The following is a 12378-nucleotide window of genomic DNA, read 5'->3' as shown; positions in this document are numbered from 1 at the left end:
AACACGCTCATCCTCCACTAACTGGATTTCGGTATTGCTGTAATGTGTGTCCAGCCATTCCCTTAGTTTTGATTCGTCTCCCTTAATAGGTTTTCCGATCCCCGTTACACTTAGCACGGTAGCTTTACAGGTTCCAAGTTCAGGAAACATATTTGCAAACTGTTTCATCGCAAACACTGATGAGCAACTTCCATTATAGGTAAACACAACTTCATCTATCCCATCGAAGTTTTCCGGGGCCAGTACTACAGGGCACTCTGACTTCTCCAGCACTTCCTTTACAAACGCGGTTGGAACGCTTTCAGGCTTCCAGGAAAATGAAGTAGCGGCATCCAATACGATCAGATCGGCATAACGACTTTCCTGTATCGCTTCCGTAGCAGGCATGCCTCTGTCTTTATGCACCAGGCAATTCACCCCGTTAGATCCGCAGATATTTTTGAACCGCTCTATGTTCTTATCTCTGAAAAGATCCTTCTGATCTTCCAGCTCAATGCCCGGAACCGGTTTTCCAACCGCCATTTCCCGGATATCTTCTGCCGACCTCAGCTCCATTACCTGGTTCTCCAGGAACACGCCTGTAAGTTTTGAGTGTGTAAGATTACAGAGATAACAGGCAAATTCAAGACTGGTTCCGTTGAAGCTCACGGCATCTGTGATGAACAATATTTTTTTCATAACATTTTTTTTCAGCGTTTTAAACCCGGCCAGCTTTACTGGCCGGGCCGGGCAGTAAAGCATTTATTTAACCGCTATACGGACGCTTTTGCCATTCTTTTTTGCTTCTTCATTTTTCGGCAGCTTAAGCTTTAATACGCCATCTTCGTACTGCGCTTCAATTTTGTCTTTGTTGATGCTTTCAGGAAGTGTAAAGCTGCGGGAAAAACTACTGTAGTTATATTCCTGCCTGCTGTACTTTTCATTCTTTTCTTCCTTTTTATCTTCTGTTTCTGCGCTGATAGTAAGCAAATGGCCTTCCAGGTTAATCTTGAAATCTTCTTTTTTCATACCGGGAGCGGCTACGGATAATTTATAATTATCCTTGTCTTCACTCACATTGACTGCGGGAACGGTGAGTTCTGCCAGAAACCGGCCTCCATTGAAATCATTGGTCCATTCCCGCCATGGTTTAAAGAAATCGTCGAATAAGGATGGGAAAAGTGGGCTGCGTTTAGTTAGTGCCTGGGATGACATAAATTACCTCCTTGTTTTTTGGTTAATAATTTTTATGCTAAACTATTACCTGCGCGACTAGAAGAAAATGATCAATCTCAATAAGGATCCTGATTGTGATCATATGCGTCCGGTTGTGTCCATAATCATCCTGCAGGCTGACCGCCATCATAAAATGAACCGGAGTTGATAACAATCATATATTCCACTAACTGTGATCAGGATTGAACCTATATGGGTTTGCTACATTTGAGCAACATTCAATCACTATAAAATCTGTTTATTTATATGTTAGGTAAATTAGAATTAGACCAGATTGACCAAATATTAGCCAATAATATAACAGGCCGTATCGGCTGCACCGATGGGAAAAAGGTATACATAGTACCTGTTAGTTATGCATTTAATAATACCTACCTGGTGATACATTCCAAAGAAGGAATGAAAATTAATATGATGAGGCAAAACCCGCATATTTGCTTCCAGGTGGACGAAATTACTCATCCCGCCAATTGGAGAAGCGTTATTCTTTGGGGAGATTATGAAGAAATAACCGATCCTAAGGAAAGATTTTATGCCATGAAATTTCTCGTAAGCCGTTTATTACATCTGCAGGTAAGTGAAACGGCTGGCATATCTGAAATGCACGGTGAAATGACGAGAGAAAGAACACCTGAAAACATTATCCGACCCATTATTTACCGTATAAGGATCAGTGAAAAAACCGGCAGGTTTGAAAGTACCTGATCTACCTGCCGGCAGATAATCCGGTTATCCGTCTTCCATTTCATCCGGCATTTGAAAATGCTGCCCTTTTTTCGGTTGGCCGGCAATATTCAATTCTTCCAGTGTCCAGCTATCCGTACCTGTGGTTTCCAGCCACAAACCGCCTGATTTATGCAATACCTGGACGTTTAAACCAAACTCCCTGCTAAAATCATGCTCCACGGCAGCAGCCATACGGCAAGCACTGATGTTTATCCAGCCGGAATTATGTATCATACGGATCTTGTCTATAGGCATTTCCGGTGGCACCAGTTCCTCTTTTGGGGAGCATACTCCCTGTTGGTGCGGATTACGGTAAAACGCCAGTTTGAGGTAAGGATAAAATTCCCTGAACCTCTTTTGAATATCCCCAACGATAGCTTCTTCGCTTATATAAATATCCATAACAAAGTGTTTATAATATTGCAATAATACCCAAGCGCAGATTCTCCTGAAATGAGATCAGTCAGTCTATTGTATGATAGCGGTCATCCGGTATGATTTCTCTTACTGTGTTGATCCAAACAGATAAATTCTTATCTTTCTGCCGGTAATAACTAAATCTATGAGCTTTTCCATCAATGGCCTGGATACCGATTTCCAACTGGCCGTGTTTGCGGCCATCATGGAGCGTATGCCAGGCCTGGTTGCCATAAGGGAACAGGAAAGTGGCCGGCTGTTGTACATTAACGATACAGGTGTGAAGATGCTGGGGACAAATGATTATGCTGAACTTGAACTGCTGATCGACCAAAACCAACTGGGTAAAGGCAGTGCAGATTCCCGGTTGGAAGAAGCAAAGCCCGGGGAGAAAGAATGTCAATGGCAAAATATACAGGGAGAAACTTTTCTCGGACTTTACGAAGAAATATTTCTACGCAGCAACAACAAAGATTATTGCTTTTTCCGCATTACCGATTACCTGACAGACCGTAGGTTCAAACAACAGCTTAACAGGGAACTGGAACGTTTTGGTGCCCTGTTCGATTATGCCAGCATAGGTATCCTGGTGACCAATCAATGGGGAGAAATTATCCTTATAAATGATTTTGCACTCAACCAGTTTGGATACAAACGGGAAGAACTGCTGGGGCAAAAGGTGGAAATACTTATTCCAAAAAGGGTTCACCACAGGCATGAACAACACAGGGACCGGTATAATGCCCATCCTCAAAGCAGGCCCATGGGCATTGGCATGGACCTGTTTGCCGTTCGGAAAGACGGAACAGAGTTTCCCGTGGAGATCAGCCTTAGTCACTATGCCAATGAAGAAGGCCATTTTGTGATCGCTTACGTCAACAATATTACAGAAAGAAAAAAGGCCGAAGAAAAGATAGAAAATCTTAATAATGAACTGGAAGCTAAAGTGGAAGAACGCACCGGGCAACTTACCCAGGCGCTGGAGCTACTCAAGATATCCAAAGAGGAGCTGACAATAGCACTAAGCAAAGAAAAAGAACTTGGCGACCTGAAATCACGGTTTGTTTCTATGGCCTCCCATGAGTTCAGAACCCCACTTAGTACTATCCTCTCTTCTGCCTTCCTGGTAAAACATTACGCTGAAGAAAAAGATCAGCCTGTACGGAACAAACATATACAAAGAATTGTTAATGCTGTATCCTTACTGACAGACACACTCAATGATTTCCTCTCCGTAGGTAAAATCGAGGAAGGAAAAGTTCAGGTTCGCGTTTCAGAGTTTGACATAAAAGACTTTTTCAATAACATCTTACAGGAGATGCAGGAATTAGCCAAAGAAAAGCAGACCATCAGCTATAGTCATAGCGGAGAAGCAACTGTTCAACTGGATCCATCTCTACTTAAACACATAACCATGAACCTTGTTGGAAATGCCATTAAGTTTTCAAAATCCGATGGCGTGATAGAGATCCGGACCATGAAAAATGAAAATGAATTTTCACTCATTGTTAAAGATTATGGCATAGGCATGTCTCCTGAAGATCAGCAGCATCTGTTCGAAAGGTTTTACCGGGGAACCAATGTAAGTAATATACAGGGAACAGGCCTCGGGCTGCATATTGTAAATAAATACAGCGAATTGATGAATGGCAGCATTTCCTGTGAAAGTGAACTCAATACCGGTACTACGTTTACTATAAATTTTCAGCTTGAAACAAAAAAAGTTCCCTACCAATCATGAAAACAATCTTACTAATTGAAGATAACGAGGAGCTACGTGAAAATACGATGGATATTCTTGCTATCGCTGGATATAATGTCATTGCTGCAGAAAATGGCAAGATCGGTGTGGAAATGATCCTCAGCAATAAACCAGACCTGGTAATCTGTGATATTATGATGCCTGTATTGGATGGCTTTGGTGTATTACACCTGATGCAGCAACACGAAGACATGAAAGATATTCCTTTTATTTTCCTGACCGCCAAAACTGAAAGGAGCGACTTCCGTAGAGGGATGGGAATGGGCGCAGATGATTATATTACAAAGCCATTCAGTGGTACAGAGCTATGGGATGCAATAGACAGGCGGCTAAAAAAAGCGGCTATCAGGAAACAGCATTTCCCGGCGGATCTTCAGGGATTGAACAAATTAATGTATGAAGCCACCGGTAAAGAATCTTTAAAAGCCCTGGCAGAAGGAAGAAATATCGACAAAGTTAAAAAGAAACAGGTTATTTATTCGGAAGGGAATCATCCCACACGCCTGTTTTATCTTCAGCGTGGTAAGGTAAAAACTATAAAGACCAACGATTTCGGTAAAGAGCTTGTAATAGATCTTTTTACCGCCGGCGACTTTATTGGGTACACTGCTTTGCTGGAAGGCACTGTGTATAAGGAAACCGCGATGGCGATGGAAGAAAGCGAAGTAGCGGTGATTCCGCTTAACGACTTTGAAGAGCTCATTCATAATAATCATGAAATAGCCGTTCAGCTTATCCGCATGCTGGCCAAAAATGTAACCACAAAAGAACAGCAATTGCTGGGACTTGCCTATAACTCGCTTCGTAAAAAAGTAGCCGAAGCCCTAATCAGCCTTCACAATAAATATAATCCTCAAAAAGAACAACCTTTCGTCATCAATGTGAGCCGGGAAAACCTGGCTACTATCGCCGGTACCGCCACAGAGTCGCTTATCCGTACGCTCAGCGATTTCCGGGAAGAAAAACTGATTGATATCAGGGATGGTGTGGTGGTACTGCTGGATGAAAAAAAATTATCCAATATGCTTTATTGAGCAATCCGTAATAAATGCACCATGCCGTTACCAATACCGCTATCCTCGTTTCCGGCACAGCTTTCATTTCTTAATTTCCACGGCCAGCGACTGTCTTCTGCAAATTTCCTGAAAAAGTACCAGCGCATCAGCCTTGTTACATAATGCAGTGCCCGGGTTCAATGTGGCGGCTGTGCCACAAGCCACTCCAAACTGCACGGACTCAAGAATATCCTTACCTTGATACAGGCTTTGAACAATACCGGCTAACATGCTATCGCCGGCACCTACTGTACTCACCCTGCGCACTCCCGGCGCTGGGATTGTGACCGATAAATCGGCCGTTACCAGCATTGCCCCCGCCTCTCCCATTGAAACTACTACTATTTTACTGCGGTTACTATTGATAATCTGTTTGGCTACATCAGCCACCTCTATAGTATTCAGCGTACTTGCCCCTGCAAAACCCGTTAATTCCCTCACATTGGGTTTTACGAGATACGCTCCTTCCCGCAGGGCTTCTTTTAACGCCAGCCCTGAAGTATCAACAATAAAACGGGCTCCTTTAATAGCTGCTATGGCACTGAAAGAGGCAAATATATCAGGTGGTACGCCCGGAGGTAAACTGCCGCTGGCAACAAGATACTTTATTCCCTCCATCCCACGGATTACTTCCAGCAGGTGTTGCCACTCGTAGGCGTCTACTTCAGGGCCCGGCATATTCAGGCGGTACTGAGCCTGGCTACTGTTGTCTGTAATGATCAGGTTCTCGCGGGTATGTCCGGCAATGGGAACAGGTATCCCCGGAACACCTGCTGCATGTAACAATGATTCAAAAAATCTGCCACTGTGCCCTCCTCCGAGATATACAGCATTCGCTTCTCCTCCCAGTTGCACAATAGCCCTGGCTACATTTACGCCTCCCCCACCCGGTTCAAAAACAGGCGTACTGCAATTCAGCTTTCTTTCAGGCACCAGTGCAGGCACCGTGATGCTCTTATCTATTGCAGGATTTAATGTAATAGTGACAATTTCAGGCATATCCGTTCAATTTGATGATTCAATATTATACTGAAAAACTGTTCGTTTCTTACTCATGCGCAATAAAAACCGGCATACTGTGCTTATTTATTAGTTCCGTGGCGAAACTCTTCCTGAATAATTCCGAGAGAGGTGAACGGGCAAAAGATCCGCATACCAGTAATGGTTTTTCAATATCTGCCATCCAGGTATCAAAATATTTCCTGGGATCTCCCTCCAGTTTATGAATAGTGAGATCAGTAAAATGCCTTGCCGCCATTTCCTCCACCAGTTGCATGTCAGGGATCTCTTTGTTTTCCTTGCCTGTTGCATATACAAGAATGGCCTTCGGAAAAAGCTCCTGCATCAGGTAGCAGAAAGATCTGATAGCATATGCGGACTGCGCGCCTCCATCATAGGCAAGCACAATGCTTTCCGGGAAATAAGAATGTTCCGGGATTAATAGAACCGGGCATTCCGCATTGTGCAACGCTATTTTCAGATACTCGTTTGGTGTTTCCGTGCCCTGGTTCTCGTAGAACTTCTCGCTTCCCAGTATCAGCAGATCAGCAAAACGTGTCTCCCTTTTTAAATCCTCCAGAGATAGATCATATGCCGCTTTATGCACCCTGTATTCAATATGGTTTCGAAGGCATTCCTTCTCAAAGGTGGCTATATTTTTGTCCACCAGTTCGTCGCTGTAGCTTTCCAGGGTAGTTTCAAAAACGGAGCCGGTAAGAAGAGCGGAATTCCATGAAGGAGAGAAATCCATTTTAGGCAAAAAAGTGCCAACCAGGAGTATGGGTTGTATTTCATTCAACCTGCCGGCAAACTCAAAAGCGCCTTTGGAAAAGTGATCAGCGTCCAGAGCTAAAAGTACTTTTTTCATTTCGTTTCTATTTGAATATTGAGTTATAAACTATAGTGATGATTTACATCTGCACTTTTGGCGTCTCCTTAAATGGGATAAACGGCTCCGGTAAAGTTAGTGGCGATTTCAAAAAACGCGAATGACTATCGTCATGCCACAACCTGATTTTCATCCTGTAGCTGAAGCTTGGTGCCAATATGATTATATGTTACTGCTGACCACATTAACTCATTCTTTATCCGGTTCCTCCGGGTATCGTAAACTATAGCGTTGGGATGGTTTCCCTGCGTTATTCAGTTCTTCCAGTGTCCAGCTGTCTGTGTCAATAGTTTCCAGCCATAATGTTCCTGCTTTGCGGAGTATTTGCGCATTTAATCCGAAAATGTAGCTAAGATCATGTTCCACCGCAGCGGCTGTTCTATAGTAACTGATATCCATCCATCCCGGGTTATTCCGCAACCGGATATTTTCAATTGGAGTGTCGGATGATATTTTGTCTTCTTCAGGAGAATACTCTCCCTTTAGATGTGGTTTCCTGTAAAATTCAAGTTTCAGGTAAGGATACAGTGTACGGAACTTCTCCTGGATTTCTTTTATCACCGATTCTTCGCTAATATATATCTGCATAAAAAGATGTTTTAGCAACACAAGTTTAGCACTAGTATTATCAGGAGCAAATGAGAAAGATCATCCCGTAATATGATTGCGGTCACATCCCGGGAAAGAAGATAATCCGAAATTGATGATTCAATATTTTATTATGCAAATAGCAGATATCAACACGCATACGGCCGACAAGCTACCGGAACTATCTGGTCATGAAGAAAAATACTTCTTTGAAGGCCCGCGTTCCAGAGCAAAGGAATTTTTGTTTTCCCTAAAAGTATTGATTGAATTTATCCGTGGGTTCAGGGTATTGCATTTTGCCGGGCCCTGCATCGCGGTATTTGGTTCTGCCAGGGTGCAACCGGGTTCCGAATACTACGAAACCGGCCGTAAAACAGGTGCAGGTATTGCCAAACTGGGATTCACAGTCATGACAGGGGGCGGCCCCGGTATTATGGAAGCCGCCAACCGCGGAGCAAAGGAAGCAGGTGGCAAGTCGGTAGGATGCAATATCAGCCTGCCCAGGGAGCAGGCTGCCAATAGATATCTCGACCTGCAGTTCAATTGCCGATACTTCTTTGTGCGTAAAGTATTAATGTTTAAATACTCCTATGGATTTGTCATCCTGCCCGGGGGTATTGGTACCCTTGATGAATTCTCTGAAGCACTTACGTTGATACAAACCCATAAGATACTTAATTTCCCCCTGGTGCTGATGAGCCGTGGTTACTGGGACCCCCTGATGCCACTCTTTCACAAGATGATTGCAAGCTATATGATAGACCCGGCAGATCTGCAATATATCTTACTGACAGATTCTATTGAAGAAGCGATGCTGCATCTTCAAAAATATGCAGTGGCCCAGTACCATGTAAAACGCAGAAAAGAGTTTCACCGGTTTACATTATTAGGCGAATAACGAGACAGATATATAATTAAGGAGAAAGGACTGCCGGGTAACAAGCTCTGCCAACCATTATTCAGCTGGAGAAATTCTCCTGTAAATAGACGTGAAAGTCCGCAGCCAATGTTTTAAATGTTTCCTCCACCAACTCCATTCTTGCAGCTAAAAATTGCATCATTACCGTCACATTACGTAGCCGGCTGTTCTTGTCGCAGCTATGCAGCATCACTTCCTGCAGGTCTCTTACTTCATGCCTTAGCACACTTATTTGTTCATCCATTTTTAAAAACCTGTACTGGAAAACTTCAAGGTGGGCCAGGTGCTTTCTTTCAAAGTTCTCAGAAAGTATCCGGGCTAATTTTGTTTTAAAGAGAATAGTTTCATCCTCCATTACTCCCAATGAAGTTCTCCATGACTCATATAATGGTAAATGCCCGTCTATTTCATCTGACCTTATCATCTTTTTTAATACTTAGTTGACAATTTATAAATACCTGAAGCAGCAGGATATAACCACACCGGTTACGAGCATAGCAATTACTTATTGTGGGCTATAAACAATGGGAAAGGCAAGGTTTGCATCAATACATCTGCCATACTTTCCCTGAACCACCGGGAAATGCTGCTTCGCCTGTAAGCGCCCAGTACAATAGCAGTTCCCTCTTGCTGCCCAAGCATATAGCTTACAATTTCTTCCTCCGGCTCGCCCTCCATTACTTTATAGGCTGCTCTGGGAAAATGCCACCTGACAAAATCTTTTATCAGGTGTTTGTTTTCGAGCAGATTTCCTTCTGGATTGACAGATAACACAGTTGTTGACAAGGTTTGCCACGAGGGCAAGAGGTAATTATACATTTTTATGGCATATACAGAGGTAGGTTCTCCGTCGTATAAAAGCACTATATTCCTGATATCCCCAAAAACGGCTGGCGTTAACACCTGGGGTGGCACAATAAGCACAGGGCATTGCACATCAGTCAGCAAATCCCGGATAAAGCGTGTGGGAGGTTTTGCTACGTCATGTACAAATGTCTCGTGCGCATCTACCACAAGCATATCTGCATAAATGCTTTCCTCCAATGCACTAAGAAGAGAAACATTCCTGTTCCTATGAACACTGTAAGCTATTCCCGCAGCCTGGCAGGCTGCCTCAAATCTGCCTGCTGCCGCCTCGCGTTTACCATGGTCTTCTACTTCAAACTGCCTGATGGTAGCCTGGTCCGTTCCTGCTTTCAGCAGTTGATATAAGTTAAAACTATTATAAGTCGGGTCATCGGAAAAAACACCGGTCAGATGTGCGCGCTGCTGCTTCGCTATCCAGATCGAATAATGAAGGGTGCTCTCTGAAAATCTGAGCCCGTCAAATATGGCCGCTATCTTTTGCATCGTAATGTTTCGTTCAAAGATAGCCTTACAGGAAAATGCAGCATATGATCCCAATTAGCATGTACCCTGACTTTCGTCAGGCACTGACTCCATGACCTCAATCAAACACCAGGATGACCGGTATCATTTATCTGCTGCTACCAGGTTTATAATTTTACCGGGAGAACATTTCAAAATCCTGTATATGCATGCCAATATTTTTTCACTCACTTACCTGGTTGCCAATATGGTTAGCCTGGTTGTATTGATAGCCGCTATTCTCCGGCCTGTTACAGCCAGGTGGATGTTATCACTAATATTTATCGGCGCAGGAATATTTAATGCCATAATGGCAATCCGGGAACCGGATTTGTTTATGGTTTATGGTGCCATGACTCCTTCGGCAGCTTACGAGCAGTTCATTTACGGCGCCTTCCGGAATAATATAACAGCCATCGTCCTGTCTATTTCTATATGCCAGCTGGCTGCAGGTATTTTCATTGCAGCCGGGCGCTCGCTGGGGGTAACAGGGCTAGCCGCTGCCATTACTTTCCTGATAGCGATAGCTCCTTTGGGGGCCGGTTCCGCCTTTCCATCTACACTTTTACTGGCTGCCGCTGCGATAGTATTACTTTTTAAGAAAAAATCCCTGTCGGCCCATCCGCTATGGACTGGCTTCTTTCAACTTTTTCTACACAAAAAGAATAGAATATAAAAAAACAGTGATGGTTACTGACAGGAATAACAGCGTCACTGTTGTATACCGCACAGTCAGGATGGTTTCATCCGGAAGACTCTGGCAAAAAATCTTTTACGGACATTACTTATCTCCTTACATGATCAGTGAACTCCACTTCTCACTATTATACCATTTGTATTTTACATTATCAATTTTCCATTCTTCTCCTTCCCGGTGTAATACAAAAAGGTATTCGGCGCTGAATTGATTGTCTGTCTGAAAATAAACCTCCGCCTTGCTTTTTGATTTTACAGTAGCCTGTGCCGTTGTTCCGGCTGTTATTCCATCATAGCGGGTAGGCCGGCCATACGAATTGGCCTGCCCTCCGTACACCCGTTTTTTACTGGTGGCGTATTGCTGAAAAACCGGGTCGTATTGCGCTTTGTAGGCGGCAAAACTTTCCGTTAATCTGGTTTTATCATTTTCGTATATCTCAAAAATCTGGTTTTCGATCTCATTCATCTTAACAGCGTAGGACCTGGCGATGTGGATTAAATGGTTCTCCAGGTCTTGCGGCAACAGGAGTTCAGTGCTTGTCATGATTCCCAATTATATACTTTTAGTCAATGCTTTCTCCGAAAATAATTAAATCCATCCATAATTGATATATTTTTGGCTATCCCCCGTTACGAAAATTACCATGCCTAAAAAAATGGGCTTTGCCTTAAGCTACTGAATACAGTTGCGACAACGACCACTGAATCATCCGGAAAATAATCCATTAATGAATACGCAACACCTGGTGACAGACATGATCTTCGTTTTCATTGTATCAGTAGTGCTTTTTTACGTTTATAAGTGGTTCATTAAACGCCGGAAGAAATGAGGCCGATGGAACAATATCATTATGATTTAATCCAGCACTTCAACAAATGACTGCTCTCTGTTCCCACAATATAATACCCTTCCGGCGCCATCGTTCCATCGCAATGATAAGTGACCAGGCGCGTGCCTGCCGGCATCTTCTCCAGCTGACTCCGTAAATATCCGTTATACTGGTTATACAAATGCATGGAATAAGTAAACTTATCATCTATTTTATAAGTTCCCGGCAGGTTCTCATAAAAGGAATTAAAAAAATAGAAATGATCATACTTTGTTAAATCAAGTTGCATTAAATTACCGAGCATATAGGTAACATTTGGGAGCCCTGTCATTTCCATTGCAATAGTGGCATAACGCACTAAATCACTACGCTGTTCTATTCCGTAAAAAAAAGATTGGGGATTGTAGTAAGCGCCGCCAATACAAAACTTTCCAGCTCCGCTGCCAATGTCCAGTATTTTTACACCCGGGCTCACGGAAAGAAAATTGGATGCTTTCTTAACCACCTGTAGCGGGGTCCAGTGTTTTTGGGCCAACGCCTGTATGTAAAGCGGATAAAGATGCTGGAAATTGTAATCGGAGGCAAACCATTTGTCTGTATGACCAGGTAAAGAAGCAGATGTCAGCGGCATATTTATGTTATGATTTACGATGCAGAAATTGTTGCAGTTGCAAAGATATTTATCAATCCGTTTTCCTGCGGTAAACTTTATCAGTCAAAAAAGTGAGCTTTGTCACTTTTATAAATGCTAATTTCGCGTTATGAGCATCAAAGGTATTTTCCCGATAGATAAATGGGACTTCAAAAGTGAATCCATCCTTATGGATTTGCCCGCTGATATTTATGAGATACTGACCGCTCATAAAAGTGAGCAGCTGTATGCCAAAAATGAAATTCTCTTCAGGGAAGGCGCT

The 12378-nt window shown here is 43.2% G+C and carries 15 protein-coding genes; 5 read left to right on the top strand and 10 right to left on the bottom strand.

What is annotated here, in order from left to right; translation table 11 throughout:
• Together VIM72_RS01715 and VIM72_RS01710 are read right to left on the bottom strand one after the other, a co-directional pair.
• Window positions 1-678: hypothetical protein (locus VIM72_RS01715; protein WP_332001143.1), on the bottom strand; the 678-nt coding region annotated here is incomplete at its 3' end.
• A 63-nt stretch (window positions 679-741) separates the two neighbouring features.
• A complete protein-coding gene (locus VIM72_RS01710) occupies window positions 742-1194 on the bottom strand; it encodes an Hsp20/alpha crystallin family protein (protein ID WP_332001142.1) in 453 nt (150 codons plus the stop codon).
• A 267-nt stretch (window positions 1195-1461) separates the two neighbouring features.
• Here VIM72_RS01710 and VIM72_RS01705 point away from each other — a divergent pair, with 267 nt between their 5' ends.
• Window positions 1462-1920 (top strand): pyridoxamine 5'-phosphate oxidase family protein, encoded by a 459-nt coding sequence (locus tag VIM72_RS01705; protein ID WP_332001141.1) that lies wholly within the window; start codon window positions 1462-1464, stop codon window positions 1918-1920.
• Between the two features lie 24 nt (window positions 1921-1944).
• Here VIM72_RS01705 and VIM72_RS01700 read toward each other — a convergent pair whose 3' ends face one another.
• A complete protein-coding gene (locus VIM72_RS01700) occupies window positions 1945-2343 on the bottom strand; it encodes a hypothetical protein (protein WP_332001140.1) in 399 nt (132 codons plus the stop codon).
• Window positions 2344-2503: 160 nt separating this feature from the next.
• Here VIM72_RS01700 and VIM72_RS01695 point away from each other — a divergent pair, with 160 nt between their 5' ends.
• Together VIM72_RS01695 and VIM72_RS01690 are read left to right on the top strand one after the other, a co-directional pair.
• Entirely contained in the window at window positions 2504-4099 is a 1596-nt protein-coding gene (locus tag VIM72_RS01695; RefSeq protein WP_332001139.1) for a PAS domain-containing sensor histidine kinase, read from the top strand.
• Window positions 4096-5154 (top strand): response regulator, encoded by a 1059-nt coding sequence (locus VIM72_RS01690; RefSeq protein WP_332001138.1) that lies wholly within the window; start codon window positions 4096-4098, stop codon window positions 5152-5154. The genes VIM72_RS01695 and VIM72_RS01690 overlap by 4 nt, the downstream gene beginning before the upstream one ends.
• Window positions 5155-5217: 63 nt before the next feature.
• On the opposite strand, the gene VIM72_RS01685 is transcribed toward VIM72_RS01690, so the two are convergent.
• The 3 genes from VIM72_RS01685 to VIM72_RS01675 all read right to left on the bottom strand — a co-directional run bounded on the left by VIM72_RS01685 (window position 5218) and on the right by VIM72_RS01675 (window position 7651).
• Window positions 5218-6174, bottom strand: coding sequence for a 1-phosphofructokinase family hexose kinase (locus tag VIM72_RS01685; protein ID WP_332001137.1), 957 nt, complete (start codon window positions 6172-6174; stop codon window positions 5218-5220).
• A 49-nt stretch (window positions 6175-6223) separates the two neighbouring features.
• Window positions 6224-7042, bottom strand: a complete 819-nt coding sequence (locus VIM72_RS01680) for a universal stress protein (protein WP_332001136.1) — start codon at window positions 7040-7042, stop codon at window positions 6224-6226.
• 210 nt (window positions 7043-7252) lie between these two features.
• On the bottom strand, window positions 7253-7651 hold the full coding sequence (locus tag VIM72_RS01675; RefSeq protein WP_332001135.1) for a hypothetical protein: 399 nt from the start codon (window positions 7649-7651) through the stop codon (window positions 7253-7255).
• A gap of 133 nt (window positions 7652-7784) precedes the next feature.
• On the opposite strand from VIM72_RS01675, the gene VIM72_RS01670 reads away from it, so the two are divergent.
• On the top strand, window positions 7785-8549 hold the full coding sequence (locus VIM72_RS01670; RefSeq protein ID WP_332001134.1) for a TIGR00730 family Rossman fold protein: 765 nt from the start codon (window positions 7785-7787) through the stop codon (window positions 8547-8549).
• Window positions 8550-8610: 61 nt separating this feature from the next.
• On the opposite strand, the gene VIM72_RS01665 is transcribed toward VIM72_RS01670, so the two are convergent.
• Together VIM72_RS01665 and VIM72_RS01660 are read right to left on the bottom strand one after the other, a co-directional pair.
• Complete coding sequence (locus VIM72_RS01665; protein ID WP_332001133.1) at window positions 8611-8994, bottom strand: hypothetical protein; 384 nt, start codon at window positions 8992-8994, stop codon at window positions 8611-8613.
• A 77-nt stretch (window positions 8995-9071) separates the two neighbouring features.
• A complete protein-coding gene (locus VIM72_RS01660; protein WP_332001132.1) occupies window positions 9072-9920 on the bottom strand; it encodes a universal stress protein in 849 nt (282 codons plus the stop codon).
• Between the two features lie 184 nt (window positions 9921-10104).
• Between VIM72_RS01660 and VIM72_RS01655 the strand changes: the two genes are divergently transcribed.
• Window positions 10105-10614: a hypothetical protein gene (locus VIM72_RS01655; RefSeq protein ID WP_332001131.1), complete on the top strand. Its 510-nt coding sequence runs from the start codon at window positions 10105-10107 to the stop codon at window positions 10612-10614.
• A gap of 117 nt (window positions 10615-10731) precedes the next feature.
• Here VIM72_RS01655 and VIM72_RS01650 read toward each other — a convergent pair whose 3' ends face one another.
• Together VIM72_RS01650 and VIM72_RS01645 are read right to left on the bottom strand one after the other, a co-directional pair.
• Complete coding sequence (locus tag VIM72_RS01650; protein ID WP_332001130.1) at window positions 10732-11178, bottom strand: NTF2 fold immunity protein; 447 nt, start codon at window positions 11176-11178, stop codon at window positions 10732-10734.
• 305 nt (window positions 11179-11483) lie between these two features.
• Entirely contained in the window at window positions 11484-12095 is a 612-nt protein-coding gene (locus tag VIM72_RS01645; RefSeq protein WP_332001129.1) for a methyltransferase domain-containing protein, read from the bottom strand.
• Window positions 12096-12378 lie beyond the last annotated feature (283 nt).

It is taken from the genome of Chitinophaga sp. (assembly GCF_036569185.1).
Classification (GTDB): domain Bacteria; phylum Bacteroidota; class Bacteroidia; order Chitinophagales; family Chitinophagaceae; genus Chitinophaga.
The sequence above is the reverse complement of the archived record's forward strand: the minus strand, read 5'-3'. Positions and strand labels throughout refer to the sequence as shown.

What these genes read in the sequence shown, in the direction of transcription:
- VIM72_RS01710 (WP_332001142.1), bottom strand. Translation starts at nt 1,194, where the DNA reads ATGTCATCCCAGGCACTAACTAAACGCAGCCCACTTTTCCCATCCTTA.
- VIM72_RS01705 (WP_332001141.1), top strand. Translation starts at nt 1,462, where the DNA reads ATGTTAGGTAAATTAGAATTAGACCAGATTGACCAAATATTAGCCAAT.
- VIM72_RS01700 (WP_332001140.1), bottom strand. Translation starts at nt 2,343, where the DNA reads ATGGATATTTATATAAGCGAAGAAGCTATCGTTGGGGATATTCAAAAG.
- VIM72_RS01695 (WP_332001139.1), top strand. Translation starts at nt 2,504, where the DNA reads ATGAGCTTTTCCATCAATGGCCTGGATACCGATTTCCAACTGGCCGTG.
- VIM72_RS01690 (WP_332001138.1), top strand. Translation starts at nt 4,096, where the DNA reads ATGAAAACAATCTTACTAATTGAAGATAACGAGGAGCTACGTGAAAAT.
- VIM72_RS01685 (WP_332001137.1), bottom strand. Translation starts at nt 6,174, where the DNA reads ATGCCTGAAATTGTCACTATTACATTAAATCCTGCAATAGATAAGAGC.
- VIM72_RS01680 (WP_332001136.1), bottom strand. Translation starts at nt 7,042, where the DNA reads ATGAAAAAAGTACTTTTAGCTCTGGACGCTGATCACTTTTCCAAAGGC.
- VIM72_RS01675 (WP_332001135.1), bottom strand. Translation starts at nt 7,651, where the DNA reads ATGCAGATATATATTAGCGAAGAATCGGTGATAAAAGAAATCCAGGAG.
- VIM72_RS01670 (WP_332001134.1), top strand. Translation starts at nt 7,785, where the DNA reads ATGCAAATAGCAGATATCAACACGCATACGGCCGACAAGCTACCGGAA.
- VIM72_RS01665 (WP_332001133.1), bottom strand. Translation starts at nt 8,994, where the DNA reads ATGATAAGGTCAGATGAAATAGACGGGCATTTACCATTATATGAGTCA.
- VIM72_RS01660 (WP_332001132.1), bottom strand. Translation starts at nt 9,920, where the DNA reads ATGCAAAAGATAGCGGCCATATTTGACGGGCTCAGATTTTCAGAGAGC.
- VIM72_RS01655 (WP_332001131.1), top strand. Translation starts at nt 10,105, where the DNA reads ATGCATGCCAATATTTTTTCACTCACTTACCTGGTTGCCAATATGGTT.
- VIM72_RS01650 (WP_332001130.1), bottom strand. Translation starts at nt 11,178, where the DNA reads ATGACAAGCACTGAACTCCTGTTGCCGCAAGACCTGGAGAACCATTTA.
- VIM72_RS01645 (WP_332001129.1), bottom strand. Translation starts at nt 12,095, where the DNA reads ATGCCGCTGACATCTGCTTCTTTACCTGGTCATACAGACAAATGGTTT.